The sequence below is a fragment of the Ruminococcus sp. J1101004sp1_RTP21198st1_B9_RTP21198_201120 genome (assembly GCF_040924245.1).
In the GTDB taxonomy this organism is placed as follows: Bacteria; Bacillota; Clostridia; order Lachnospirales; family Lachnospiraceae; genus Blautia_A; species Blautia_A faecis.
On record NZ_JBCOMI010000047.1, the window covers coordinates 1 to 25,368 of the forward strand.

29 protein-coding genes are annotated in these 25,368 nt (G+C 38.8%); 23 read left to right on the plus strand and 6 right to left on the minus strand.

Features of this window, described 5'->3' with window-relative positions; all coding sequences use genetic code 11:
• Positions 1–225 precede the first annotated feature (225 nt).
• The 12 genes from AB5618_RS19925 to AB5618_RS19980 all read left to right on the plus strand — a co-directional run bounded on the left by AB5618_RS19925 (position 226) and on the right by AB5618_RS19980 (position 11,469).
• Positions 226–855: a nucleotidyltransferase domain-containing protein gene (locus tag AB5618_RS19925; protein ID WP_148463634.1), complete on the plus strand. Its 630-nt coding sequence runs from the start codon at positions 226–228 to the stop codon at positions 853–855.
• A 40-nt stretch (positions 856–895) separates the two neighbouring features.
• On the plus strand, positions 896–1,231 hold the full coding sequence (locus AB5618_RS19930; RefSeq protein ID WP_148463633.1) for a DUF3784 domain-containing protein: 336 nt from the start codon (positions 896–898) through the stop codon (positions 1,229–1,231).
• A gap of 174 nt (positions 1,232–1,405) precedes the next feature.
• Positions 1,406–3,337 carry a P-loop NTPase fold protein gene (locus AB5618_RS19935; protein ID WP_148463632.1) on the plus strand — a complete coding sequence of 644 codons (1,932 nt, stop codon included), beginning with the start codon at positions 1,406–1,408 and terminating at the stop codon, positions 3,335–3,337.
• Positions 3,338–3,407: 70 nt separating this feature from the next.
• Entirely contained in the window at positions 3,408–3,977 is a 570-nt protein-coding gene (locus AB5618_RS19940) for a DJ-1/PfpI family protein (protein WP_148463631.1), read from the plus strand.
• Positions 3,978–4,235: 258 nt separating this feature from the next.
• Positions 4,236–4,748, plus strand: coding sequence for an N-acetyltransferase (locus AB5618_RS19945; protein WP_148463630.1), 513 nt, complete (start codon positions 4,236–4,238; stop codon positions 4,746–4,748).
• A 43-nt stretch (positions 4,749–4,791) separates the two neighbouring features.
• Positions 4,792–5,439, plus strand: coding sequence for an esterase (locus AB5618_RS19950; RefSeq protein WP_243271431.1), 648 nt, complete (start codon positions 4,792–4,794; stop codon positions 5,437–5,439).
• A 187-nt stretch (positions 5,440–5,626) separates the two neighbouring features.
• The gene (locus AB5618_RS19955; RefSeq protein ID WP_173770322.1) at positions 5,627–5,806 is read left to right on the plus strand and encodes a hypothetical protein; all 180 of its coding nucleotides are present in this window, start codon (positions 5,627–5,629) and stop codon (positions 5,804–5,806) included.
• 297 nt (positions 5,807–6,103) lie between these two features.
• Positions 6,104–6,343: a DUF6061 family protein gene (locus AB5618_RS19960; RefSeq protein ID WP_006859036.1), complete on the plus strand. Its 240-nt coding sequence runs from the start codon at positions 6,104–6,106 to the stop codon at positions 6,341–6,343.
• Positions 6,344–6,592: 249 nt separating this feature from the next.
• The gene (locus AB5618_RS19965) at positions 6,593–7,282 is read left to right on the plus strand and encodes a response regulator transcription factor (RefSeq protein ID WP_009265522.1); all 690 of its coding nucleotides are present in this window, start codon (positions 6,593–6,595) and stop codon (positions 7,280–7,282) included.
• Positions 7,279–8,310 (plus strand): sensor histidine kinase KdpD, encoded by a 1,032-nt coding sequence (locus tag AB5618_RS19970; RefSeq protein WP_006859034.1) that lies wholly within the window; start codon positions 7,279–7,281, stop codon positions 8,308–8,310. The genes AB5618_RS19965 and AB5618_RS19970 overlap by 4 nt, the downstream gene beginning before the upstream one ends.
• Before the next feature lie 151 nt (positions 8,311–8,461).
• Positions 8,462–9,127, plus strand: a complete 666-nt coding sequence (locus tag AB5618_RS19975) for an ABC transporter ATP-binding protein (RefSeq protein WP_006859033.1) — start codon at positions 8,462–8,464, stop codon at positions 9,125–9,127.
• A gap of 14 nt (positions 9,128–9,141) precedes the next feature.
• A complete protein-coding gene (locus tag AB5618_RS19980) occupies positions 9,142–11,469 on the plus strand; it encodes an ABC transporter permease (RefSeq protein WP_006859032.1) in 2,328 nt (775 codons plus the stop codon).
• A 195-nt stretch (positions 11,470–11,664) separates the two neighbouring features.
• Here the strand turns inward: AB5618_RS19980 and AB5618_RS19985 are convergent, their stop codons facing one another.
• From AB5618_RS19985 to AB5618_RS20005, 5 genes are all read right to left on the minus strand, one after another.
• Positions 11,665–12,372, minus strand: a complete 708-nt coding sequence (locus AB5618_RS19985; RefSeq protein ID WP_008394183.1) for a DUF6040 family protein — start codon at positions 12,370–12,372, stop codon at positions 11,665–11,667.
• Positions 12,350–14,071, minus strand: coding sequence for a MobA/MobL family protein (locus AB5618_RS19990; RefSeq protein ID WP_368367014.1), 1,722 nt, complete (start codon positions 14,069–14,071; stop codon positions 12,350–12,352). Before AB5618_RS19990 ends, AB5618_RS19985 begins: the two co-directional genes overlap by 23 nt.
• Complete coding sequence (locus tag AB5618_RS19995) at positions 14,041–14,400, minus strand: hypothetical protein (RefSeq protein ID WP_015515801.1); 360 nt, start codon at positions 14,398–14,400, stop codon at positions 14,041–14,043. Before AB5618_RS19995 ends, AB5618_RS19990 begins: the two co-directional genes overlap by 31 nt.
• Positions 14,400–14,714, minus strand: coding sequence for a hypothetical protein (locus tag AB5618_RS20000; protein ID WP_015515802.1), 315 nt, complete (start codon positions 14,712–14,714; stop codon positions 14,400–14,402). The genes AB5618_RS19995 and AB5618_RS20000 overlap by 1 nt, the downstream gene beginning before the upstream one ends.
• A 140-nt stretch (positions 14,715–14,854) precedes the next feature.
• Entirely contained in the window at positions 14,855–15,085 is a 231-nt protein-coding gene (locus AB5618_RS20005; protein ID WP_008704241.1) for a helix-turn-helix domain-containing protein, read from the minus strand.
• A gap of 171 nt (positions 15,086–15,256) precedes the next feature.
• Between AB5618_RS20005 and AB5618_RS20010 the strand changes: the two genes are divergently transcribed.
• From AB5618_RS20010 to AB5618_RS20030, 5 genes are all read left to right on the plus strand, one after another.
• Complete coding sequence (locus tag AB5618_RS20010; RefSeq protein ID WP_009265518.1) at positions 15,257–15,886, plus strand: helix-turn-helix domain-containing protein; 630 nt, start codon at positions 15,257–15,259, stop codon at positions 15,884–15,886.
• 86 nt (positions 15,887–15,972) lie between these two features.
• Positions 15,973–17,268, plus strand: a complete 1,296-nt coding sequence (locus AB5618_RS20015) for a tyrosine-type recombinase/integrase (RefSeq protein WP_009265517.1) — start codon at positions 15,973–15,975, stop codon at positions 17,266–17,268.
• A gap of 295 nt (positions 17,269–17,563) precedes the next feature.
• A complete protein-coding gene (locus tag AB5618_RS20020; RefSeq protein ID WP_243271433.1) occupies positions 17,564–17,659 on the plus strand; it encodes a hypothetical protein in 96 nt (31 codons plus the stop codon).
• Between the two features lie 228 nt (positions 17,660–17,887).
• On the plus strand, positions 17,888–18,025 hold the full coding sequence (locus tag AB5618_RS20025) for a hypothetical protein (protein WP_173770321.1): 138 nt from the start codon (positions 17,888–17,890) through the stop codon (positions 18,023–18,025).
• A gap of 152 nt (positions 18,026–18,177) precedes the next feature.
• Positions 18,178–19,326 carry an AAA family ATPase gene (locus tag AB5618_RS20030; RefSeq protein WP_148463629.1) on the plus strand — a complete coding sequence of 383 codons (1,149 nt, stop codon included), beginning with the start codon at positions 18,178–18,180 and terminating at the stop codon, positions 19,324–19,326.
• Positions 19,327–19,429: 103 nt separating this feature from the next.
• On the opposite strand, the gene AB5618_RS20035 is transcribed toward AB5618_RS20030, so the two are convergent.
• Positions 19,430–20,194, minus strand: coding sequence for a class I SAM-dependent methyltransferase (locus AB5618_RS20035; RefSeq protein ID WP_148463628.1), 765 nt, complete (start codon positions 20,192–20,194; stop codon positions 19,430–19,432).
• A 1,053-nt stretch (positions 20,195–21,247) separates the two neighbouring features.
• Here AB5618_RS20035 and AB5618_RS20040 point away from each other — a divergent pair.
• From AB5618_RS20040 to AB5618_RS20065, 6 genes are all read left to right on the plus strand, one after another.
• The gene (locus AB5618_RS20040; RefSeq protein ID WP_148463627.1) at positions 21,248–21,811 is read left to right on the plus strand and encodes a hypothetical protein; all 564 of its coding nucleotides are present in this window, start codon (positions 21,248–21,250) and stop codon (positions 21,809–21,811) included.
• A 140-nt stretch (positions 21,812–21,951) separates the two neighbouring features.
• The gene (locus AB5618_RS20045; RefSeq protein ID WP_243243738.1) at positions 21,952–22,371 is read left to right on the plus strand and encodes an SseB family protein; all 420 of its coding nucleotides are present in this window, start codon (positions 21,952–21,954) and stop codon (positions 22,369–22,371) included.
• 44 nt (positions 22,372–22,415) lie between these two features.
• Positions 22,416–22,544 (plus strand): DUF6783 domain-containing protein, encoded by a 129-nt coding sequence (locus AB5618_RS20050; RefSeq protein WP_368367017.1) that lies wholly within the window; start codon positions 22,416–22,418, stop codon positions 22,542–22,544.
• A 261-nt stretch (positions 22,545–22,805) separates the two neighbouring features.
• Positions 22,806–23,783, plus strand: a complete 978-nt coding sequence (locus AB5618_RS20055) for a hypothetical protein (RefSeq protein WP_368367015.1) — start codon at positions 22,806–22,808, stop codon at positions 23,781–23,783.
• Positions 23,784–23,879: 96 nt separating this feature from the next.
• Positions 23,880–24,110, plus strand: a complete 231-nt coding sequence (locus AB5618_RS20060) for a helix-turn-helix transcriptional regulator (RefSeq protein ID WP_118583284.1) — start codon at positions 23,880–23,882, stop codon at positions 24,108–24,110.
• Positions 24,100–25,197 (plus strand): DUF6783 domain-containing protein, encoded by a 1,098-nt coding sequence (locus AB5618_RS20065; RefSeq protein WP_368367016.1) that lies wholly within the window; start codon positions 24,100–24,102, stop codon positions 25,195–25,197. Before AB5618_RS20060 ends, AB5618_RS20065 begins: the two co-directional genes overlap by 11 nt.
• The last annotated feature ends 171 nt before the right edge of the window (positions 25,198–25,368 follow it).

Here is a 25,368-nt window from a genome sequence, read left to right on the forward strand (position 1 = left end):
AACGAAAGGGCAGTTTTTATCAGAACTCAAGGCTGCTTTTTCGTTTACACCAACTCCGATTGTTTCCTTAACAGTTTAAATATATTGCGTACCGCAAGGTACATGTGTCCAAGCGTAAGATACCCAGGAACCGTAAGGTTTCCGGGGTTTTTCTGTTATGTGTATATTGAAATAGTACTTTAGAACGGATTATGGTAGAATAAGGTAAAAATAGAGGTGATTTAATTGGAACAGGTACTCAAGTATATTCGGGAAAAATATAATCCGCTATCTATTATTCTTTATGGCTCCTACGCGGATGGAACCAACAATTTGAACAGCGATTTTGATGCGTTAGTCATTGTGGCTGACCATGAACAATTTCACGATACGTCCATTGTGGATGGAGTTCCATTAGATGTATTTGTGTATCCTTTGGCATATTTTAATGAAGAGTATGAGTGCGAGGATTTTGTGCAAATTCATGATGGACGTATTATTACAGATTATAATGGGATTGGAAAAAGGCTACAAGCGAAGATTCAAGCCTATTTATGGGACCGTTCGGTAAAATCCAGCGAAGAGATCCAGGCGGGCGTTGACTGGTGTGTAAAAATGTTTGAGCGCGCAAAACGAGGCGACTGTGAAGGGATGTTTCGCTGGCATTGGGTGTTGATCGACAGTTTGGAGATCTTTTGTGATATTAAGCAACATCCCTATTTTGGACCGAAAAAGACCTTAAAGTGGATGGAAGAAATCTATCCGGAATCTTTTTACTGCTATAAAAGAGCCCTTCAAAACCTTCAGATGGATTGTTTGGAGGAGTGGGTTGTACATATTAAAAACATCAATGAAATGATGTACAAGAGAGCTTGAGAAAATATAGAACAATTGGAAATTAAGAAGGGGCATATAGATGAAATTAGCAGATTTAGCATCCGGTCCTGACTGGGGAGTATGGATTGTTTTTGTGATATTTGCGGTACTTTCTATAGTTTTACTTTCTGGACACGGGAGTTGGGTTATTTCTGGATATAATACAGCTTCAAAAGAAGAAAAGGAAAAATATGATGAAAAGAAGTTATGCAGAACAATGGGAATTGGAATGTCTATTATATCAATTCTTATATTAATTATGGGGTTGTTTGAAAGTGTTCTGCCTGCATTTTTTGTATATATTGCAGTGGGAATTATTGTGGTTGATGTTGTGGTTATTATCATTTTGGGAAACACGCTATGCAGACAGGAATAACTTTGGATTTTTATATTGATTAAATCGAGATTTAGAGGGATATAGACAGATAAAATAAATGTGATCGAGATATTGTGATATTTATTAATAATGTGTAGATGAAGAAATTTCGATAGAATAAATTTGTTCAGATAATGTAATAATTAAGAAACGTTTTGGTTGGCGGAGGAGAGAATGAATCTGATTGAAGAATTAAAAAATTATTGTGCTATAAATAATCCAGTTGGTGCACTAATGCTGTCCGGAGAGTGGGGATGTGGTAAAACATATCTTATTAAAACAAAATTTATTCCATTAGTGAAAGATACATATGTTTTTGTGTGTGTTAGTCTATTTGGTATAGATTCTTTAGACAAATTAAGAGTTGAGGTAAAGAAAAAATGGTTGGAGAAAGCAAGTGAATTTGATAAGCTAAATGGAACAAAGTTTTCAAAGGTTGCAGATTCTTATAGAAAAATATATGGTACAATCAAGGAGCGTTTGCCTGAAAATTGGCAAAAAAAAGGAGAAGTAGTTTCTTCTATTATGGATTTGGTTAATTTTGTTCCTATAAGTAATAGAATGTATGGAATGAATGAAATGCATGAAATGCATGAAAAAAAGGTTATACTTGTTTTTGATGATTTGGAGAGAACTAATATTCCATGCGCAGACCTTCTGGGTTGCATTAATGATTATTGTGAAAATCAGAACTTTAATACAATTATTGTTGCAAATGAAGAAAAAATAAAAGATGGACCGGATAATGCATTATCATATCGTGAAATTAAAGAAAAAATAGTGCAAAGAGTTATTCCGTTTGTTCCTAATTATGAAGATGTTGTCTCTAATTCTATAGAATTGATGTCTTGTGGGATAGAATATAAGGGACTTCTCAGAAAAAATAAGGAATCATTGAGTAAAATCTTGTCAGGAGATTTCAATGATAATGCGATTATTGAACAGTATAAGGCTGAAAATTACAAGCTTGGTAGGAACAAGAAAAGAGAAGAATATGAAAAAGAAGAGGAAAAACTTCGAAAACTGTTAGGACAAAGATCGCATAATATACGAAGTTTTAAATGTGCTATTCAAGATTTTGAGCGTGTATATAATAAGCTGGTTGAAGGGGGCATTCAGGACTGCAGTAACTGGCTTCTTTCCTTTACATGTCTTATGATGACGAATAAAGCAGGCTTAATTCGGGAAATTCCAAGATATGGGAATTGGTTTCTGTATCTTGATGTCGAAAATCTTTATCCTGAAGTATTTGACTCTAATTTTATTTTGAATGGATTCGCAGAGTGGATTATTCATGGGGAGTGGAATGATGAAGCCATTTCGAAAGAGATACAGTTATTTTTGAAAAAAGAGAAAGCGGTTACCCCACTTGAAATTCTTAGAACATATAATTTACCTGAAGTTGATGAAGAAATAATTGATGAAGGATTTAAAGATTTATTAGTAGAAGTATATGCAGGAAATTTGTCGTTAGATGAGTATATCCTATTCCTTTATAATTGTTGCTATTCTAGAAGGTATGATCTTGATTTACCTACAATAGATTGGGAAAAGGTGAGAGAGGGTATTAGAAAGCAAATAAAATATTTAGTTGAATCTGATGAAAAAGATAGCCATTCTCACAGAATGATTGGAGATGACAGTAAAGAGCATTTCACAGAAGATGAGTGGTCAGCATACCAGATTATAAAAGAATTTAGAGATAATAATGTGTGGATTTATGAAAAAAATCAAAAGCTCTATATTGATTTGATTAGTTCAGATTTGGATGTTGCATTTAGAGACTTGAGCAATAAAAGATACAATAAATTTTCTCTTGAGATGGAAGCTGCAACAATTAATGCATTTAAGAATGCTGATAATATGGATAAAAAACATTTTTCCGGGTGGTTTGTGGGAATTTGGGGACAGTACAGTCATTTACCAGAAATTGATGGGCAAGTTACAACGGCATCACTCAAAAAGTTAAGAGATGATTTGAATTCTGTAATGCAGGAATATAAAGAAAAAAGCAAGAATATTGCAGCTGGACATGCGCAAAATTTTATTAAAAAACTGGATACCATTATAATAGACGAAAGTGAGGATACACTGGTAGAACAGTAACTATTTCAGCAACAATTGGAAAGAAGGAGAATCTGGTCTGGATAAAATAGAATTGGTAATGGGAGGAATTATGAAAAAAACGGCGGTATTAATATACGATTCATTTTGCAATTTTGAGTTTAGTGTAGCATTAGAGATACTTGCTATGGCAGAAAAAGAGATAGTAGTATTTGCTAAATCAAAGTCAATTGTGAAAAGCGAAGAGGGATTAGAGGTAATGCCTAATAAATCAATAGATGAATTAGTGATTGCTGATTATGACAGCTTAATTTTGCCCGGAGCAATGGACATAAGAGAAGCAATTGAAGACGATGAAGTAATTGATTTTATTCGAAAATTTGATGGAAAAGTGATTGGCGCAATTTCAATTGCTCCAATTATGCTTGTTAAAGCAGGAATGTTAAAGGGAAAACCATTTATGGCAGGAGTAAATAAAGATGAAATTATGGAAGAGGGTTTTTCCGAAGCTGATTTGGAAAAAATGATTGGATGGGATGATAATTTAGCAAATCCAATAAAAGAAGGATATGTGATTACAGATAAAATAATAACGTCGGTTTCATATAATTTTGTTAAATGGGGATTAGCTTTTGCAAAAATATTAGATATTGAAGTTCCGCCAGCTACGTTTGGTATTTAATGGGGAATCAATTTCTGTGTTGTTGGTTACAGAGAGAATAGTAGCCTTTCTGTTAAAAATTTATGTGTAAATATGAAAAATGGTTGCGGTTCAAGATTTTAGAAAAAAAGTGTAAACAATATCTAAAATAAATTTTTTAATAAATTATATTGTGTACAGTACGCTACATGTGTCTAGGCGTAGGATATTCCAGAACTATGAGTTAAAGACATATCGAAAGAGACAATGGAGTAAGGTAAATGAAGTTCCAAAGAGCAAGTGAAGCAGATTTTCGCATTATCCAGAAAATTTTATTGGGATGTGATCGAGGATATTCATAGAAACAATGTGAATAATGAAAACCTCGGATGGGAAAAAGGTGTTTATCCATCGGACGATTTTATTCAGAACAGCCTTACGAAGGGTGAACTCTATACTTTGACAGAGAAAGATACTCTATATGCTTGTGTGATCCTGAACAGCGAGCACAATGAGGGCTATGATAAGTGCACATGGAGCATCACCTGTGATTCCAGCCAAGTCCTGACTCCCCATGCCCTTGCTGTTAACCCAGCGTTTCAGGGAAAAGGCATTGGAAAAATTGTGGTAAAGAATATATTGGATATTGCAAAGGCTGAGCATAAGAAGGCGGTACGGCTTGATGTTCTTGGCGCATGCAAAGCTGCGGAATGTCTCTATACAAGTTGTGGGTTCCAATTTGTCGAGGCAAAACAAATGTTTTACGAAGATACTGGGTGGACAGAGTACAAAATGTTTGAATTGAACCTATAAATCGGGCTTGACTGAGCTGAAAGAAAGGGATATTTCTTGTCTAATGAATGATAAAACAATGGATCTATATGAATATGGAAGCAGTCAGGCACCTGTTGTTCTGATTCAGATGGTGGGAGAGCATGATCTTCCGGGGATAGAACGGGAGATTACGGAAATCCAGAGATTAACAGATATTGATTTCCAGTTAATAGCAGCGAAAGTGAATAACTGGAATCAGGATTTGTCCCCTTGGAATGCTGCAGCAGTATTCGGAAAAGAAGAATTTGGCAATGGTGCAAAAAATACCTTGAAAGTAGTTGAAAAGTTATGTGTAGGTACGAATAAATACTATTGTATTGGTGGATATTCCATGGCAGGATTATTTGCTCTGTGGGCAGCAAGTCAGACAGATCGTTTTGCTGGTATTGCAGCAGCCTCTCCCTCCATCTGGTTTCCAGGCTTTTTAGAATACCTGAAACGGCAGAAGATACAAGGTGACTGTATTTATCTGAGTCTTGGAGATAAAGAGGAAAAGACCAGAAATTCTGCAATGGCACAAGTTGGCAATTGCATACGGCAGGCATATGCATGGCTGAATGAAGAAGGAATACGCTGCACACTGGAGTGGAATACAGGAGGTCATTTTAAAGACACAGACCTGCGGACTGCAAAAGCTTTTGCCTGGGTAATGGAAAATTTGAGGAGATAATTTTCACCCTTCCCCCCTTAAAACCGCTATGTAAAACAATTTTGACAACCAAAACCCCCTTTTGTAAAAGCTGTTTGATAGGCATTAGAAGTGCAATGTGGCAGGATGTTCCCGAAAGGAGAAATGCAACTATGGAAATTGGGAAAAAACTGAAGGCTGCTCGTATGAAATCTGGAATTATGGAGGCGTGGCAGTGCATAAAACTATATTGATTGAAGAAATTACCATTGAAAATGTAACAGAAAAAATAAATGAAAAAGTACAAGAAATGGAAAAAGACGGTTATCAGATTAAAACAATGTCCTTTTGGGGAACTGATAAAGTTGTGCTGATTTTCAAAAAAGGGCTAAAAGGAAGTTTTCTATAACTTTTAGTTGATATTTCACATATTTTAGGAAATTTAATAACTGTTATATTTGATTATCAAATTCTTCGCAAACCCTTGAAAATACTAAGTTTGTAGCAAGTGAACTTTCCCTTACTCTTTCCCTTGTGTTACATTTTCCCATTGCTTTTCATGAACCTTAATATGGGAAAAATTAAGGGAAAGAAAATTTCATAACACAATATAACATATAACAATAACGACATGGTGAACTGATTGAAATGTTTTCGATATTTAACTCTGTAACTGATTATCAAAAGAAAATGGAGATAAGATACGATGAGAACAATTTATGCAGAATATAATATAAACCACGATAGTATTGATGTTTACACAAGTGCTGGATATATGCTTCGCATTGATTGCTGGGAAGCTGAAAAAAATTTAAAAACCACATATGGATCAGAATGTGCGCTTACTTCATTGGCTGTGGATGAGCCTTTGGAATATGCAAGATTATATCTTGATGGCAATTTACAGATGTGGGTGGATACAGAAGATTCATTAGAACTTTATTAAGCAAGAAGTGAGATAGTGTTGTAGGGAGTTTCCTGTAGTTAAAGATACCACACCCGATATGATGAACCCACGCTTATACACTACCAGCTATGATAAAAGAAAGGACAGCAATTTGACACTGCTGTCCTTTCTTTTATAAAATTGCAGTACACAGAAAAAAGCTGTAAAATGAAAAATATATTTGTCCTTGTAACAATTCTCGGACATTTGCCTGTTATACTATCTGCAAAAAGAAAAGGAAGTGATAATATGAAGCATATTTTAATTGTCGAAGATGATAATCTTTTGAATAAAACGCTTACTTATAATTTGGAATTGGACGGTTACACAATAACTTCTGTTCTGAATGCAAGGACAGCCGCTGAATCATTAAAAACAAACATTTTTGATTTGGTATTGCTGGATATAAATTTACCAGACGGAAATGGTTATGACCTATGCCGTCTTATCAAGCCAGAGCATCCTGATACAGTAGTTATATTTCTAACTGCCAACGATCAGGAAAGCAATCAGATACGGGGATATGAAGCTGGTGCAGTGGATTATATCACGAAACCTTTTTCGATTAGTGCTTTGCAGCGAAAAATCAAAGCCATGTTCGCTATGTTGGAGCATCACAAACCAGCTAAGGATATTTACGAGGATGGTAGCTTGTTTCTGGATTTTTCGGAACAATTTGCAAGTTTGAACGGGAAACCATTAGCACTTTCTGCGATGGAATATAAAATGTTGAACCTATTTCTTAAAAATCCGAAGCAGGTACTTACTCGCCAACAATTTTTAGAAAAACTGTGGGATGTTGATGAAAAATATGTAGATGAACATACCCTTACTACTTCTATCAGCCGTATTCGCAGTAAGATTGAAGCGGATGGCGACACATATATCAAAACGGTTTATGGTATGGGGTATCAATGGACAGGAGGCGAAAAGAAATGAATCTGAATAACCTTTCTGCTAAGAAAATTTGTAGACTGGTTAGTGCTGGCATGGTTTTCTCTATGCTGGTAATTACCGGTATTTTCGGCGGTATAATGCAGGATATACGAATTTTTATAGTGGGTGGAACATTGACACTCTGTGCGTTTTTCTGGATTTGGCTATTGGTGCTGATTTTTGGAAAACGCCTTTCTCATTTTACTTCTAATTTGTGCCGGACGCTGGACAACATGATTGATGGAAACGAGGAATTACAAAAGTCAAATGATAGTGAAACTCTTTTTGCCCGTATCAACCACCGCTTAATTCGGTTGTATGAGATTATGCAGAAAAACCGGCACAAGGTAGACATGGAACGACAGGAGCTTCAAATGCTGATTTCTGATATTTCACATCAAGTTAAAACGCCTGTCAGCAATTTGCAAATGGTAACGGACACACTTTTAACAAAGCCTGTTTCAGAAGAAGAACGGATGGACTTTTTACAAGGCATACGTAGTCAGACTGATAAACTGGATTTTCTGTTCCAAGCACTGGTTAAAACGTCCCGGTTGGAAACCGGAGCAATACGATTAGAAAAGAAAGACAGCAGCTTATTCCATACGCTTGCACAAGCCATGAGCAGTATTGTATATGCCGCAGAGAAAAAAGAAATTGCTGTATCCGTGGATTGCCCGGAAAATTTGATAATCTCCCATGACAGCAAGTGGACAAGCGAAGCCCTTTTCAATCTGCTGGACAATGCAGTAAAATACACTCCGTCAGGTGGAAAGATTTCTGTATCAGTGGTTCAGTGGGAAATGTACGTAGAGGTCAAAGTGACCGACACCGGCAAGGGCATTTCAGAAAGCAATCAGGCTGCCATCTTCCGGCGCTTCTATCGTGAGGAAGAAGTACACGATCAACAGGGTGTGGGAATAGGTTTGTATTTGGCTCGTGAGATTGTAACAAGGCAAGGGGGCTATATCAAGGTTGTTTCAGAGCTGAGGCAAGGCTCAGAATTTTCTATTATGCTTCCTGTAAGGTAAGATATAACCACTTTTTTTGAAATGTCCGAGCGTTGTAACATTTCACTCTGATTTTCGATAAAAATTTTTTCTATCTCGGACATTTGTGTAACATTTGTGGTTTACAATGGCTTTATCAACAGATAGAAAGCCTTGAAAGGAGCATTTGAATATGAGCATTTTACAAACAATCGACTTAAAGAAGTATTACGGCACAGAACCAAATATTACTCGTGCCCTTAATGGTGTAAATTTTACTGTGGAACAGGGAGAATTTGTTGCCGTAGTTGGAACTTCCGGCAGCGGTAAGTCTACATTGCTTCACATGATGGGAGGACTTGATACCCCCACTTCCGGCAGCGTGATTGTACGGGGAGAAGAACTCGCAAAAAAGAATGATGATGAATTGACAATTTTCCGCCGTCGTAACATCGGATTTATCTTCCAAAATTATAATCTGGTTCCGATTTTGAATGTATATGAAAATATCGTCCTGCCTGTGGAACTGGATGGCGATACAGTAGACCAGAAATTTATGGACGAAGTTGTGTATATGTTGGCTTTAGAAGATAAACTGGAAAATATGCCGAACAATCTTTCAGGCGGTCAACAGCAACGTGTAGCGATTGCACGAGCTTTAATTACGAAGCCTGCGATTATCCTTGCTGATGAACCGACCGGAAATCTTGATAGCAAGACCAGTGCAGATGTGTTAGGGCTTTTGAAGCATACCAGCGGAGAATTTAATCAGACCATTGTAATGATTACTCACAACAACGAGATCGCTCAACTCGCAGACCGCATTGTACGGATTGAAGATGGTAAAATTGTTGGCTAAAGGAGGTGGGAATTATGAATTATCCTTTTGAAAATGATACCAGTGCAGTAATTAAAAAATTAGCACGAAAAAGTGTGCGTTTTGATAAGAAGAAAAACTTATTTTGCCTTTCGGCAATTATTGTAGCCGTTGCTATGATAATGATGTCGTTGCTCACAGTGCAAAATATCATTTATCAAAATCAGAAAGAAATCGAAGGATTACATCAAGGGATTTTCTTTGACATTACGCAGGACAGTAAAGAAAAGTTGTTAGCAAACGAAGAAGTAAAAAGTGTAGGACTTTCCTGTAATATCAAAACAGTGAAAGAAAATTCTAAAGAACTGTCTCTGATTTATTATGATGATGACATGCTTAGTTTGATTCCTGCCTTTGACGGAAAATATCCAGAGAAAGCAAGTGAAATTGCTGTTACAGATGCCTTTTTTGCCAGTGAAAATAAGTCTCCGGAAATCAACGCCATAGTTCAGTTGAATCTGGATGGTACTTTGAAGAATTATACTATTGTTGGTATTTATCATGATAAAACTTCTACCGCTTATCCTGTTTTTGTTTCACTTGAAAAATGCCGGGAATTACGTGGAAATAACCTGCTTAATGGATATGTTTGGCTTGAAAATGCAGATACCCTTACAAAAGACGAAGCAACAGAAATATTATCTCAAATTTCAGAGGAGACTGGACTGAATAATTGGACAGTCAGCAGTTACTATGATTATGTAAATACAACTTTGTCCTTCAGTAATTATGCGGTATATGGTGTAGTTGCTGCCATTTTGTTTTTAGCTGCCGCACTTGTAATTTACAGCATTTTCTATATTTCGGTTGGACAAAAAGTTGCTGAGTTCGGACAGCTTCGGACAATAGGGGCAAGTAAAAAGCAAATTTATAAAATAGTTCTTAAACAGGGTTATATGCTTGCAGTTCCGGGGATTTTAATTGGTAGTATCATGGGAACGATCATCAGCTATTGTCTGCAATCAAAAGGCTGGTCAGTATTTGCATTTATTGTTTCTCTATGTGGCGCATGCCTTTTTGGAATACTGCTTGTTTATATTAGTGTTCGTAAACCAGCAAAAATTGCAGCGAATACTTCTCCAATTTCCGCCCTGAAAAATCCAGTGGGAATTGTAAATTACCGCACTCACAAAAGACATCGTATTACGCCTGTATATTTAGCGAAAATCAGCTTTTCCAGAAACAGAAAAAAATCTCTATTGACCATTTTATCATTGGGACTGTGCGGAGTTATATTTTTCCTTGCAGCAAGTTATCAGAGTTCTTTTAATGCCGAGAGTATGGCTCGTTATTGGGATATGAAGTACGGAGATTTCAAAATCAGCATTGATTTAGAAAACGAAAGTGAAAATTTGGATGCTCTCTTGCAGAAAGAATATTTTTCTGATTATGTAAAGCGTGTTGGAGATATAGAGGGAGTTAGCAATATATTTACTTATGCTACCGTACCAGTTGATTTCTCAACAGACAATGATATTTCAGATAGCACCTTGATGCTCGGCTATAATGAAAAGGATTTGGCGTCGCTAAATGCAGCGGTTTTGTCTGGAAATATTACTGATGATACAGAATTAGTTGTAAGTGATCCCGAACGTATTTATGATGTTTACCATTGGAAACCTCAAATTGGGGATACTGTGACCTTTAATTTCAAAAATCATAGTGGTAAAACAATAACAAAAGCATTCAAAATTGGTGCAATCACTTCCAGCAATGATGGAATGGGTGGCTATATTTTCAGAATGCCGGAAAATATGCTCAAAGAACTTGCAGGTTATGACTGTACATACGCAATCGAAATACAAGCAGAAGCTGAATATCAGGAGATAATCGAGCAAGAACTCAAATTACTCGTTTCTGACAATAGGGATGTTCGCTTACAAACCCTTCAAGATTTTATTGTAGAACACCAATCAGACAATCGTGCAGGTTTTACATTAGCTTATGCGATTGCAGCCATCTTGTGGATATTTGCGGTCATCAATCAAATCAATCTTACTGTGACAAATCTTTTATCACAGAAACAGGAAATGGGCACACTAAAATCTATTGGTATGACAAATAAGCAGTTGAAGCAAGCATTTATGATGGAAGGTCTTTTTACTACTTTGATTGCATTGCTTATAACTGCTGTTGTTGGAATCCCCGGCGGATATGCAATCGGTATATTTTTGAAAAATGCAGGCATGTCTACGGGATTTGTATTTCCGGTTGTTGCTTTTACTCTTTTTGCTGTTGCTATGTTTATGCTTGAAAGTTTGATGACAATATTGCTTATTCATTCATGGAAGAAGCAATCTGTTATTGCAATAATGCGAAATTGATGATAGAAAGCTTTTCATATCTCGGTCAGCTCCACAATTACATTACTCTGCTGATACAGCCAGTCCGTAAATTCTTTCGGGCTGGCTGTTCCTGTTTTTACAGCCTTTTTTCTCTGTAATACTTCTTTTCATACAGTAAATTTTCACTAGGCTGGTATGGAGTAATTTTACTGTCTATACAGTAAGTTGAAAATACTAATATGGTCTTTTTTCTAACCAAACTTTAAGATAACATCTAATTCCAACATATGCGCCCTGCGAAAGTACGAAAAGCAATAGAAGATTTACTGACAGTACTTTTTTGATTGATTCTCCAAAATAAATGACAATAGCAACACTTGTCAGTATCATTAGTAGAGTAATAACATCCCAACAGTTTTTCTTATATAATTCTATAACCTTTATTTCTATCAGTATCGCCAGCATCCCTGTTCCTGCCATACATATTCCTACAATCAATATTAGCAATAACCAATATACCATTCCGGCTATAAAAGCATTTGGAATTTTTGTACTAATCTGTGCCGCAGAATGCCCGGCATCAATCGTCCATCCGACAAAGGTTTGTATGAATGATGCTAAATCATTGAAGAATGATTTACAATCGACAAGGAACATATCTGACTGTACTGCCTGAAAAAGAGTGGTTGTCAACGAATACCATGCAAGAAGGAACAAGGTTGTTTGGAACATTACCGTTTTTGCTTTATACTGTCCTGCAAGTCGCTCTTTTTGTGTTTCGTATTTTGCTTTTGCATTCTGATAGGCTGTCCGGTTACAGGCTTCACATTTTTCATAGAGTACCGGCTTTTCTACCGGTATTTCTACGATTTTCTGATGTGTCCGGGCATAATCCCGTTCCTGTGTTAAATAGCATATTTTATCTTGACATTCCTCTATCATGACGTTTGCGCTTCGCAACTTCTCTTTCTCGATCCGCAATGCTCTGTCTGCCAGCTTCAAGTCGTTCTTTAATGCTTGAATATTCCCGGCTCTGTTCTCTTTGTTTAATTTCTCGTTCAAGGTCAGAGATTCGCTGAGCTGCGTCTTCAGTTCCACAATAAGCTGTTCTTTCTGTTCTAGTTCTTCTTGTATCTCCTCGGTCAAGAGCAGAAGTTCTTCCAACTGTTCGGCGTTCTTTGATTCTCTGGATTCGTTCATCTATATCACGTCCTTTCTCTATCTGCTGTTCCAGTTCAGCAATTCGGTGTTCTGTTTCAGTAATAAACTGTTTTCGCTGTTCAGCTTCTGTGCCAATTTCTGCCATTGCTGATTTTCGTTTTCCAAAAGCTCTATCTTCGTTTTCTGTTCTTCCATCTTGGAAAGCAGTTCCTCGGTATTTGGCAAAATGTTGAGCAGCTCGGATAACTCGTTGTTTAATTTTTGTAATTTCTGATTCTGTTTTTGCATAAGAGAGAGTTGAGTGTCCCGGTTCTGCATTTCCAGAATCATTTCTGCCATTAGGTTCTGCTGTTCTTCGATTTGACCAATCATGGATTCCATTAAGGGTATAATTTCCCGGCTTTCTTCTAATGTCATTTAATCGCTCCTTCCATAATGATAATGCACCCGATACTTTCCCAAAGGTGTTTAGTATCTTTTGCAATAACGTGTTTTGTTGTTTTATGATTTGATTTTCCGCTACTTTCCACGAGCCTTTTATTTCCTGCCCGGCAAAAAACTTTTGTTCAATCTTTCTTGCGTCAGCTCCTTCATGGATGGTAGGAATCTGGAGTTTTCCCTGCTTTTCATAAGAACGATGATCAACTTGATTATGCAAAGGCAGATGTTCATTACATACCTTTGCCCATTCACTCCGCCACAGTTCACAATTTTTTGGATTGTTCCATCCAGTAGCATCGGTCAGCACCCGTTTCCATTGCAGGCGGTTTCTTGCTCCAATCTTCTGAATTCCGTTTTCGTCTAATACAGGGATACGGATTCCATGACGGTCAGGGTTTTTCTTATCCTGCCACCAGTTCGGATGGGATTCATCAATCACGATATTTCCGTTTTTATCTCTGACAAAATCCCAATCCTTGACTTCTTTCTTTCCCCAAGAATGATCCGGGTTAAAAGGACGCATAGTTAGAAGCAGATGGACATGGGGGTTGCCATCCCCTTTGTCGTGGATACTCCAATCAGCGCACATTCCTCTATCTACAAAAGTTTTTTGGATATAGTTGGTTGTATATTGAATTTGTTCCTGTCTGCTCCATTCTTTGGGGAGGGCAAATTCAAATGACCTGCCAAGTTGGGCATCTGCATTTTTTTCAATCTTCAATACCTCATTCCATAACCTCTGTTTCTGAAATGTGATTTTGAATTTTTTTAAAGCAGCTTCTTTATCTTCTGACCTTTTGTATCGGACAGATTTTTGAAAGCGTTTTATATTTTCTTCTGGTACTATCTGCCATTCAGGAGGTGCGTTTTCGCACATCATCAGCCGGGTGTAGACCACTTCTTTTTTAGAAGTGTAATAACTGATTCTCCCTGTTTCCTCGTTTTTCATCACATCCCCATTGAGATATGCGGAAGCGGAGATAACAGATTTCCCTTTACTTCGTCCGACTATTTTGATTGTGTAATGAAAAATCGCCATGTCTGGATTCCTCCTTTCTGACGTATCCGGCATAGATTTCCGGCAACATTGCTTTCAGTTTTAGAAAAAGCAGCATTGCCGGAACTCCCTCTGCGTAAGAGTGCCCTGCGCATAGCAGCCTGCATGGAATGCGCCTCTCTGGCGAAGAGTGCCTCCTGCGGCATGAGCAGGTCTGGCTGAAAGCCCCGCCGACGGAACGAGCCCGGCAAGCGTGAGCGCAGACCGGTTGACACTTGTGGCAAACTTATTGGGACGACCTCTGGTTGTCCATAAGTGCGCCCTTCATGAAAAAGCAATGAAGGGAATGAAAAACTCATCCCCTCTGCCATTACACTTCCTCCATATCGGTATTGGTTTCTTTCTGCATTGCTTTTGAGAAAAATCTCCCATTGGCTTCCTGCCTTTTCAGAAAAACAATCAGCTTTGGGATGTCTTCTTCCTCAATAGGAGCACCAAGAACGGATTCCACCGCACCGCCAATCTGACAGAGCCTATGGGTTCGTTTTTTACTTTCCTCGGTTTTCTTTCGTTTCAGAAGTTCTTTCTTCTGTGCTGCATATCGTTTTGCTTTTTCAAGGCTTTCCTGTTCCCTTTTTTCCATTTCAAGCATTCGTTCTTCATAACTTTTTGTTGATTTTGCCATTATTACATTCTCCTTTCTTTTGCAAACATAAGTTCTCGGTTGCGTATCAGAAGAAGCACATGGTATAATCTTCTTGCGTGTAGGTATATCATGGCTTTGGTCTGATAGAACCTTTGGCGGTTTCTTTGGAAGCCGCCTTTTTAATTTGCCACAGTTCTTGTTACAGCTTTTACATTTCCTCTATCCCTCAAATCACGACCTTCATTCGCTTCCATAAACATTTCCAGAATATCGGTTTTAATCAGGACTTTGCGACCAACCTTTAATACTGGAAGTTTCTTCCATTCTACAAGCTGTCTTAAGGTGTTTCTGCCGATTCCCGTATAGTCAGCAGCTTCTTCGATGGATAATGCAATTTTTCTTTGCGTCATATAATCACCTCCTTACAAATTGCATTATGCAATTCTTGTGATGTAAGTATATCCTTTTCACATCTTTTTGTCAAGCGTTACGAAATGTTAAAAATAAACTTTATATTGCATATTGCAATTTCAGAAAAACAATGCTATAATTCATACATACCGAAAAAGGAGGCAGTCAGCATGAAAGATAAAGAATTACGCAAGCTGATAGGGAGCAGAGTAAAACAGCGCCGTCTGGAATTGAATCTGACACAGCCTTATGTCGCAGAAAAGATGGGTGTTACCGCTTCTACAATCCTGCGTTATGAGAATGGTTCGATTGACAATACGAAAAAAATGGTGTTGGAAGGTCTTTCGGAAGCACTCCATGTATCTGTGGAATGGCTCAAAGGGGAAACAGATGAATATGAAACCGATATTACGGATAAGAGAGAATTACAGATTCGTGATGCGATGGGAGATATTCTGGAACAGTTACCACTTGCCCTTACCAAAGAAGAAGATGCTTTTTCAAAAGATTTATTACTGCTGATGTTAAAACAATATGGTCTGTTTTTGGATTCCTTTCAGTTCGCCTGCAAAAACTTTAAGGGGAATGATGGTCAGACGGATATTGCCAAAACAATAGGGTTTGAATCGAATGATGAATATAATGAGATTATGTTCTTAAGGGAAATCACTCACACCATCAATGCTTTTAATGAGATGGCAGACATCGTAAGGCTCTATTCCAAGAAACCCAAAACAGCAGAGCAAAGGCTTGCAAATCTTTTATCAGAAGTCTTATACGAAGATTCCGAATCGGTATAGTAAGACAGCCGGAGTTATGATATACTTACACGCACGAAGCATTTCATCAGTTCCGATTGTCTAATATCGAAAGGAGACATACGATTATGGCAAAAGGATCTGTAAGAAAAAAAGGAAAGAAATGGTACTACCGCTTCTATGTAGAGGACGCAAGCGGCAATCTTGTTCAGAAAGAATGCGTTGGAACAGAAAGCAAAAGTGAAACTGAAAAACTGCTCCGTCAGGCAATGGATGATTATGAGAAAAAGAAATTTGTTGCCAAAGCGGAAAATCTCACAGTCGGACAACTTTTGGATGTGTGGGCAGAGGAGGAATTAAAAACAGGTACGCTCAGCAATGGTACTGTGGAGAATTACCTCGGAACAATCCGAAATATTAAGAAACATCCGCTGGCAGAACGGAAATTAAAAAATGTAACCTCTGAGCATTTGCAATCCTTTTTTGATTTGCTTTCCTTCGGGGGAGTTCATCCCGACGGAAAAGAGAGAAAGGGTTACAGCAAAGATTACATCCATTCTTTTTCCGCAGTCATGCAGCAGTCCTTCCGCTTTGCAGTATTTCCAAAACAGTATATTACGTTTAATCCCATGCAGTATATTAAACTGCGGTATCAGACGGATGAAGTTGATTTGTTTTCAGACGAGGACATGGACGGAAATATCCAACCAATTTCACGAGAAGATTATGAAAGATTGCTTGCTTATCTGAAAAAAAAGAACCCAGCCGCAATACTTCCAATCCAGATAGCCTATTATGCCGGGCTTCGTATTGGAGAAGCCTGCGGTTTGGCGTGGCAGGACGTAAATCTGGAAGAACAATGCCTTACCATAAGACGTAGCATCCGATACGATGGCTCAAAGCGCAAATATATCATCGGACCAACCAAGCGGAAAAAAGTGAGGATTGTTGATTTTGGAGATACGCTGGTAGAGATTTTCCGTAATGCCCGGAAAGAGCAGTTAAAAAATCGAATGCAGTACGGAGAACTTTATCACACGAACTACTACAAAGCGGTCAAAGAGAAAAACAGAGTGTACTACGAATATTATTGCTTAGACAGAACAGAGGAAGTCCCGGCAGATTATAAAGAAATTTCTTTCGTCTGTTTAAGACCGGATGGTTGTCTGGAACTTCCAACTACTTTGGGGACTGTTTGCAGAAAGGTGGCAAAAACATTAGAGGGATTTGAAGGCTTTCATTTCCACCAGTTACGTCACACCTATACAAGCAACCTTTTAGCAAATGGAGCTGCCCCAAAAGATGTGCAGGAACTGTTAGGACACTCAGATGTAAGTACCACAATGAATGTCTATGCTCACTCCACAAGAGATGCTAAACGAAAATCAGTTAGGCTTCTTGATAAAGTGGTAGGCAATGATTAAAAAAATTCCCTTATTTCCCTTGTGATTATCTCATAAGGGTAAAAATAAGGGAAACTACATATCATTTCACTAATGGACAGGCGGGAAAGCCTATAAAATGGGGAAAGTTAGAGAGATAATTATATAAATTCTAGTTTATGGAATTGACAGAAAGGAGGTCGCTGTGATGTTTATATTTTTATGTATTTGTTCACTTTTAGTACCGTTATCTATGATTATATTAGGATATACGTGGAAGAATAAGCCTCCTAAAGATCGACAGGGAATGTCTGGATATCGAAGTACTATGTCAAGGATGAATGATGAAACATGGAAATATGCACACAGATGTTGGGGAGGGTTAAACTTTGTTTTAGGAATCATTCTGACGATATTATCGATTTTATTTTGATTTTAATGAAAGACGACACAAACTTCGAAATGATTTCTGTGTATTTGGTGTTTTTACAACTGGGAATTATGGTGCTCACAATTATTCCAACAGAATTTTTGCTGCATAAGCATTTTACAAAGCAAGGAGTGAAAAAATAGCTAATTTCTGTCTTGTGAAAATGAAGAATTGGAATTGACCGAGATGTAAGCGAGGGATACTTCTTGTCCGAATCGCAAGAAGGCTGGCATGAGAAAATGCAGAACAATGGGCGTTGGAATGTCTGTTATAGCAGTTCTTATATTAATTATGGGTTTGTTTGAAAATGTTTTGCCTGCATTTTTGTATATATTGCATTGGGGATTATTTTGGTTAATGTGGTGGTAATCATCATTTTAGGAAACACGTTATGTAGAAAGTAATGATTTCCAGTTTGAAAAGCCATATTCAATCCTTGGTGTAGATTTAAACCTGTCCTTGTGATAGCTGTGGGAATCGAGTATAATAAATTATATAAAAATTTGACGGGAGGTTTTTGTATGGGAAGTTATCTGAATCCGGGAAACAAAGGGTTTCAGGAAAGCCTGAATTCGAAAATTTATGTGGATAAAACCGGTTTGATTGAAAAAACAAATGCAGCTCTTAATACCCGTCAGAAATTTATGTGTGTCAGCCGTCCGCGACGTTTTGGAAAATCGATGGCGGCGGATATGCTGGCCGCTTACTATGCTCGTGGAGAGGATTCGGCTGAATTATTTGAAGCGCTCAAAATCAGCAAAGCAGAATCCTATGAAAAACATCGTAATCAATATGATGTCATAAAAGTAAATATGCAGGAATTTCTAAGTATGACACACAGTATGGATGAAATGCTGGTTATGCTGCAGAAATATTTGATTTTTGACCTGATGGATCATTTTGAAACGGTTCGTTTTCGCGATGAACACAATCTGATTCAGGTGATGAAGGACATTTACAGTAAGACAAATCACTCTTTTATCATTTTGATTGATGAGTGGGACTGTCTGTTTCGGGAATATAAACAGGATAAAGAAGCACAGAAAAAATATTTGGATTTCCTTCGTGCATGGCTGAAAGATAAAGATTATGTTGCGTTGGCTTATATGACGGGAATTCTTCCAATCAAGAAATATGGATCTCATTCTGCATTAAATATGTTTACCGAGTATTCCATGACCGATCCGGGTGATCTGGCGGAATATTTTGGTTTCACAGAGAAGGAAGTATTCGCTCTTTGTGAAAAATATGATATGAGTTTCGAAGAAGCAAAGATGTGGTACGATGGTTATCAGTTGATCGCGCATCGGCAGACAGGAAATGAAATATATTCCATGTACAGTCCAAAATCCGTTGTAGAGGCAATGCTGCGTCACAAATTTGGAACCTACTGGAACCAGACGGAAACATACGAGGCTTTGAAAATTTATATTCAAATGGATATGGATGGGCTGAAAGATTCTGTAGTTCGAATGCTTGCAGGCGATGCTGTTTCCATTCATATTGGAACATTCAGCAACGATATGACTACATTTGCAACGAAAGATGATGTATTGACTTTGCTGGTGCACCTTGGCTATCTGACGTATAACAGTACAGCTGAAACTGTGAGTATTCCCAATAAAGAAGTTTCACAGGAATATATTAATGCCCGGAGATATTTTCGATAATGCCACAGTTCTTGAAGGTCTGGGGAGATGAGAATCTTCCAGAGGTGAGATAAACACAAGGGTGAAGACGTGTAAAAGTATCTTCACCCTTAGAGTTTACGCTCTATTTAGATTTGCGTGCGACTAATAAAAACCGATGGATTCGTCCTTCAACGCAGCCGTTTTGCTCTAAAATCTGTTGAGCATGCAGTAGGCTGTTTTTACAATGATCTACAGAGAAGTCAGGAAATTCCCACTCTATAATGTGTGCGAACCAGACGAGTGCACCGATATCAAAAAACTTGATTGGCCGGAAGCATTCCTGGGCATCCAGAATATAGAAACCTGCATCATGAAATTGTTTGCAAACGATATCCAGGTACTGCTCTGGAAATGGAAGCTTGGTTTTTCCTAAGAGAAGCTCTACCAGTTCACGGTCATTTTCCGCGCCAACCTGTTCGGTGATAAAAATCCCTCCGCTTTTCAGAACGCGGTGTATTTCTTCCGCATTAAAATCGCCGTGGCGATTGATCACAATGTCAAATTCAGAATCACCGAATGGCAGCGGATCCTTTCCGTCGCTTGCCTGAAAATCAATTCCCAGAGGAAGCAGAGTTTCCCTACATAGCTGGACATTGGGCGGATAAGCTTCGGTTGCACTTGTTTTTCCGTAAGGATGGTGGAGGGATAACAAAAACTCACCGCCACCGGTATCGATATCCAGCAGTTTCATTTCCGGTTTTAAGTAATCCAGTATGATATGTCTATAATCCCAGGGCAAGTCCGTTTCTTCCGTATATCTTCCCTCAATGTGCGAGAAATCCCATCCATGGATATGCGCCGCATGTTCTTCTGTTTTCCAAATATTTATCAATTCATGTTTATTCATTGTAACTACTCCTATCTTAATATAATGTTCTATACCTCAATGATAGGTGCAGCCAACTGACAACATCAAAAAATAACCTCGATACAACCCGTTGCCAGATTTACAACTGCACCGAGTAGTTACCTCGAATAAGTCTCATTGTATGAGTTCACCGCCTTTCGAATGATCTTGTATCAGCATATCACCTTTTTTAAAAAAAGAAAACTGAAAAATAATAGAGGCAAAAATGCTGCACTATGTAGAATAAAAAAATTTTGACATTTTCACACATGCGTGCTAATATGATTATAGAAAAAGAGTGCTACCGATAGACGGTTAGTCCGATATATGTTTTGACAAAAATTGCCGCTTAGTTTACCAGACCAGGGCGGCTATTTTTGTGGTTTATTATTATCCTTGCCAAAGGTATATCCAAGACCAAAGCAGGTTAAGCCGAAGTTCACTACTGCTATAAAATCAACAATACTCATGGCTTAGCCCTCCTTTCCAGTGGATTCTCTTTCGAGTTTCTATGTAATCAGAGGGTCACAGTCCCTCTGCTGAAGGACTAACCGCCTACCGTTATGATAGCACCCATGTTTCGCTTATAACAGTCAAGGTGGGAATCTGCAACTGGAAAGTTGATGACCCATAAAAATCTGACTGTGATACTATTTTGATACTAAAAAATGAAGAGAACAGAAATATAGCGTAGAAATCCTATAACACAGGACAATAAAGACACGAAAATCACAGAAAATAATGAGATTTTAAGAACCTCACAAATGTGAAGGTGGACGTACTGTAGGATCAGGACGTGTTGCTACAGTTATCGAGTAATTACTGACTACAGATAATAATATAAATTTGGTATCGTAAGATGCCGTGTGTTCAAGCGTAAGATAAGGGCTGTCGGGAAATAGACAGTCCCATTTTGCAGAAAGCCTTTTTCAAACATGCTCCAGGATGTTGAGAAAGCTGATAAAAACAACGGATACCTATATCCGTGGATATTATAGTTGAGAACTTTTGTCCCTAACATTATAAAAATCAATTATGGAGGTAAATACCAAGATGAAACTTGATGATTTTACAGGAATGATGACAGGACATTTTGATAACAAGGAGCAGTTTGATAAGATGCAGGCGGAAGGGAAAACATATCCATATGCCGAGCATGTAAATACAATCTGTAATGACAAAATAAAAAATCTTCCAGAGGATTTCAATGGCAGATTTGTTGTTGAAGAAAGCTACTATGAAACGAATGGGAAACGTCATGCGTCACCACATCTTTTTCTTATTACAGAAACAGAACAGGGAATTTTACTTTCCTCTTATGAAATTCCAGAAGGAGAAGATAAGAAGACATTTTCATATGCTTCCATGAAGAAGGTTGATTACGCGGAACTGAAAAAATCCGAAAAATTTACTCCGGCACTTTACCATGAAAAGGACGGAATCTGGGAAGGCGGCAGCATAAGCCAGTTTTCGCCGGTAATGACATTTAAACTTTGGGAAAAGTTTTCCGATAGCTGCCTGGAAGTATCTGAAAGTATGGAAGTTAACGGGAAGAGAACTTTTGGATATGATGAACCAATCATTTATAAAAGGGTACAATCAAAGAGCGGCAGATGAAGAAATCATCCTGCACCAATATAGCAGAAACTTAATTTTTGATGTACTGGAGCGTGCAGGTGACGGATATGGGACTTTGGGTAAAATATGGTATGCTATAAAAAATACAGAAATTAGTTTAATGGAGAGTAAAAAATAATATGGATAAAACAGATGAAGGCTTACTTGGAAATGAGAAAATCGAGGATGCAATCGCGGCACTTCAGCAGCAGCCAACGCAAGAATTGCTGGCTCATGCACTGACCGTGGTACGAAGACGCATGCGTGAAAACGGTCAGGTAATCATCGCCGTAGAGCCAAACGAGGCAGCTGGTCAGATGAAATTACAGGCAGTAAAAACCTCCGACGGTAAGAACTGGTGGGCGGTTTTTACCAGCTTCGACGAAGAATTGAAAGGCGGCAAAAGTGTTATGTCAACCTTTATGACAGACATTGGAAAATTACTTGAGGCAGCGCTGTCCGAGGAAGAAATCAGCGGCGTGATCATCAATCCCTGGAACAGGACATTGATGCTGGACAAGACATTGATTCGGATCGTGCTTGGAGATGTGACACAGTAAGTTACTGAAAAAGAGAAGAGGAACTGCACGCCCCACTTTGCGGTATATTTCACCCGAATTCGGTTGCCGTAGCCCTCTATGACGCCCTCACCCGGGCGAAATCTCCCACAAATTGTGACGCACATCTTGCAGAAAGCCTTTTTCAAACACGCTCTAGAGTGTGTACAGAATAGGTTTGTGTGAAAAATGCCAGGTAAGAAAATAAAAACGTTGCTCCTGTCTATTGGATAGAGCAAAGCGTGAAAATTCTGCCTGGCAATTTTTTTATTGATAAAATTATTGACAAACGATAATTATAAGTTATAATTAAATTATAAATTATCGCTTTTCAATAATTTTTACAAAACAGTTAAAGAAATCCAGAGTAAAGGATTAGATGGTTTAATCCCGCACGTTAGCGGATTTTTTCGATATCGGCAAAAAGGAGGTCCCCCATGAAAGAAAGACATTTATTTACCCTCTTATCTGTAGAAGCGGCCGCCTGCGTCCTGTTCTGTATTTTACAGCGCAGCCTATCCGGTCTGTTTTCCACCTTGATCGCATTCCCTTTTGAACAGATTGGAGCTGGCTTGCGGGTCCTGTCGCTGTCTGGGACTGTAGGAAATGTGATCGCGATCATCTTGTACATGCTGTTGGGAATTATCCCTGCTGGAATTTGGGGATTCCTGCATTGGCGCAAGAAAGCAGAACCTCTGGATTTCATGCTTCTGGTTATCAGCGCTCTTCTTTTTGTAACCCTATACTACATGATCAATCCGGGACTATTGTCCACCGGAGTCCCAGGCACCGGGAAATGGTCCCTGGGAAGTACCTTCGATTCCGTCCTTCTGGGTTACCTGCTTATCCGTATTTTGCTTCATTATAAGAATGCAGGAACGGAGAAGCTGCAAAAGGGACTTTGGTTCCTTCTTGGCGCTGTGAGCGTGGTATTGGTGTACTGCATCTTTGGACAGGAGCTGGGAGGGCTGCTTCAGAATCTGGAAACGGTACAGAAGGGAAATACAGGCATAGAGCTAAGCGATGGATTTTTTACTTTTTCCAACCTTACCCCCACCTATGTTTTTCTGTTCCTCCACTTTGCAGTCCGTATTCTGCCTTATGTACTGGATATTATAGTTGTTTTCCTGGCGAGAAAGCTTCTGGCTGCAATGAAGGAAGACCTGTATCAGGAAGAGAGTGTAAAACTGGCGGAAAAACTTTCCCACTTTTGCGTGTGGACCTTAGTATTCACTATTGGGGGGGATGCGGTATTTAATCTACTACAATTGTTTTTCCAGAGCAGGCTTTGCCAGCTTGAGTATGTGGTGGCGGTCCCGGTATTTTCCCTGGCCTTTGTACTGGCGGTGCTGTTGTTTGCAAAGTATATAAGGGAAATGCAGAGGCTGAAAGAGGATAATGACCTGTTTATTTAAGCGTATGGAGATGTATAAACGACAGCTGGACTGTATGAGCAAGCTGCGAAGCGGACCGGGCCTATGGCGATTTGCGATAAGGAAAGGAAATGATTTATGGCAATAAAAGTATGCCTTGAAGATGTATTGAAGGAGCGGGGAATGACGTCTAAGGAACTGTGCAGCTTGGTGAACATTACAGAAGCCAACCTGTCCGTCCTCAGAAGCGGAAAGGCCAAGGGCGTGCGGTTCCACACCATTAACCGGATCTGTTATTTCCTGCAATGTGATGTTGGGGATATTTTAAAATTCGATGGAAATCTGGAGGAGGATGAAAATGAAGATTAGGAAATCAAAATATCACCAAAAATCGGTTAAGGTGGTCCATTGCGGTGCTCTCATCTGGAGAAAATTTTCCACAAATTGTGATGCACATCTTGCAGAAAGATTTTTGAAGGGACGGGAGAACAATCATCTGTTAAAAAGTTTGTTCACATTATCGGTTATTTTCATGGCCTTTACAGCCAGCGGCTGTACTCTTGCAGTCCCAGAAGCCGGCACAGATGGAAACGGTGACCGCCTGATCGGCGCCTTTATCACCTCCGAATATCTGGACCTATATGATATGGAAGGCTATCTGAACGACCATGCCGCCTCCCTTATGAACAACAGCAGTATCACCATAGGAAATGACAGCCGTTATGAGGGGAAACTTGTGGCAACTGTGGATAAAGAAGGTGCCCAGTCTTCTTCTGAGTGGAAAATTTCCTTTGGAGACATAAAAGGAGAATACATTTTAATGCCAGTGACCGAAGATGAGGATGGAAATACATCTGTAGGAAATCTTTGCTCCGACGGAGTAGGAGATCCGTATTTGAACTACAACGTTACCGATGATGGAGAAACACAGGAAATCAGCGCCACTGTTTACCAGGTCTCTGGCAAGTCAGAACACACCCAGTATGTAAATCCGGTTTTCCAGAAAGAAAACGGGGAAATTTATGCCATGGCTGGAAACGGCTATTCCAACGGTGTGGGAGGCTCAGAAGGAAACACTATGGCAGCTACCCTTTCCGGTGAAACTACTACAGTGGAAAATGGAAAGACTAAGACAGAAGGCTGTAAAGTGACGGTTCAGTTTGCCACTATGTACAAGCCAGTGCGGACCATCATTTACCAGATGAATGAGGCGAATCAGGTATTGAAACAGACTGCCTATAAGCCATCTGAGGTGCCGGATAGCTTGAGGGTAGAAGGAGACACTGCCTATATTCTGGCGGAAATCAGAAAGGAAGATACTTCAGGCAAAATGGTGACAACCAGGACAATCTTGAATTTGAATTCGTCAGAGGATGAGGAAACGCAGTACCTGGAGACTTGGTATCCCCTGGATAATGGGCTGATCAGCAAAAAAGATGTAGAGATTGAATATTGAATAAAAATGCCAGGAAAATTAACCTGGCATTTTTGGCGCAATAGGAAATTTCATTGCTATTTAATGTGTTGGTCGTTATTCCGGACGCGATTTTACAATGTATATTCACCGCCGCGCGTCGCAACGTTCCGGCAAGCTAATGACTAACTACGACTAAGACGCTCAGGAAAG

Bases quoted from the DNA above. Each gene is read 5' to 3' on its own strand.
- AB5618_RS19930 (WP_148463633.1), top strand. From the start codon at position 896: ATGAAATTAGCAGATTTAGCATCCGGTCCTGACTGGGGAGTATGGATT.
- AB5618_RS19935 (WP_148463632.1), top strand. From the start codon at position 1,406: ATGAATCTGATTGAAGAATTAAAAAATTATTGTGCTATAAATAATCCA.
- AB5618_RS19940 (WP_148463631.1), top strand. From the start codon at position 3,408: ATGAAAAAAACGGCGGTATTAATATACGATTCATTTTGCAATTTTGAG.
- AB5618_RS19950 (WP_243271431.1), top strand. From the start codon at position 4,792: ATGAATGATAAAACAATGGATCTATATGAATATGGAAGCAGTCAGGCA.
- AB5618_RS19960 (WP_006859036.1), top strand. From the start codon at position 6,104: ATGAGAACAATTTATGCAGAATATAATATAAACCACGATAGTATTGAT.
- AB5618_RS19965 (WP_009265522.1), top strand. From the start codon at position 6,593: ATGAAGCATATTTTAATTGTCGAAGATGATAATCTTTTGAATAAAACG.
- AB5618_RS19970 (WP_006859034.1), top strand. From the start codon at position 7,279: ATGAATCTGAATAACCTTTCTGCTAAGAAAATTTGTAGACTGGTTAGT.
- AB5618_RS19975 (WP_006859033.1), top strand. From the start codon at position 8,462: ATGAGCATTTTACAAACAATCGACTTAAAGAAGTATTACGGCACAGAA.
- AB5618_RS19980 (WP_006859032.1), top strand. From the start codon at position 9,142: ATGAATTATCCTTTTGAAAATGATACCAGTGCAGTAATTAAAAAATTA.
- AB5618_RS19985 (WP_008394183.1), bottom strand. From the start codon at position 12,372: ATGATAGAGGAATGTCAAGATAAAATATGCTATTTAACACAGGAACGG.
- AB5618_RS19990 (WP_368367014.1), bottom strand. From the start codon at position 14,071: ATGGCGATTTTTCATTACACAATCAAAATAGTCGGACGAAGTAAAGGG.
- AB5618_RS19995 (WP_015515801.1), bottom strand. From the start codon at position 14,400: ATGGCAGAGGGGATGAGTTTTTCATTCCCTTCATTGCTTTTTCATGAA.
- AB5618_RS20000 (WP_015515802.1), bottom strand. From the start codon at position 14,714: ATGGCAAAATCAACAAAAAGTTATGAAGAACGAATGCTTGAAATGGAA.
- AB5618_RS20005 (WP_008704241.1), bottom strand. From the start codon at position 15,085: ATGACGCAAAGAAAAATTGCATTATCCATCGAAGAAGCTGCTGACTAT.
- AB5618_RS20010 (WP_009265518.1), top strand. From the start codon at position 15,257: ATGAAAGATAAAGAATTACGCAAGCTGATAGGGAGCAGAGTAAAACAG.
- AB5618_RS20015 (WP_009265517.1), top strand. From the start codon at position 15,973: ATGGCAAAAGGATCTGTAAGAAAAAAAGGAAAGAAATGGTACTACCGC.
- AB5618_RS20020 (WP_243271433.1), top strand. From the start codon at position 17,564: ATGAATGATGAAACATGGAAATATGCACACAGATGTTGGGGAGGGTTA.
- AB5618_RS20025 (WP_173770321.1), top strand. From the start codon at position 17,888: ATGAGAAAATGCAGAACAATGGGCGTTGGAATGTCTGTTATAGCAGTT.
- AB5618_RS20030 (WP_148463629.1), top strand. From the start codon at position 18,178: ATGGGAAGTTATCTGAATCCGGGAAACAAAGGGTTTCAGGAAAGCCTG.
- AB5618_RS20035 (WP_148463628.1), bottom strand. From the start codon at position 20,194: ATGAATAAACATGAATTGATAAATATTTGGAAAACAGAAGAACATGCG.
- AB5618_RS20040 (WP_148463627.1), top strand. From the start codon at position 21,248: ATGAAACTTGATGATTTTACAGGAATGATGACAGGACATTTTGATAAC.
- AB5618_RS20045 (WP_243243738.1), top strand. From the start codon at position 21,952: ATGGATAAAACAGATGAAGGCTTACTTGGAAATGAGAAAATCGAGGAT.
- AB5618_RS20055 (WP_368367015.1), top strand. From the start codon at position 22,806: ATGAAAGAAAGACATTTATTTACCCTCTTATCTGTAGAAGCGGCCGCC.
- AB5618_RS20060 (WP_118583284.1), top strand. From the start codon at position 23,880: ATGGCAATAAAAGTATGCCTTGAAGATGTATTGAAGGAGCGGGGAATG.
- AB5618_RS20065 (WP_368367016.1), top strand. From the start codon at position 24,100: ATGAAGATTAGGAAATCAAAATATCACCAAAAATCGGTTAAGGTGGTC.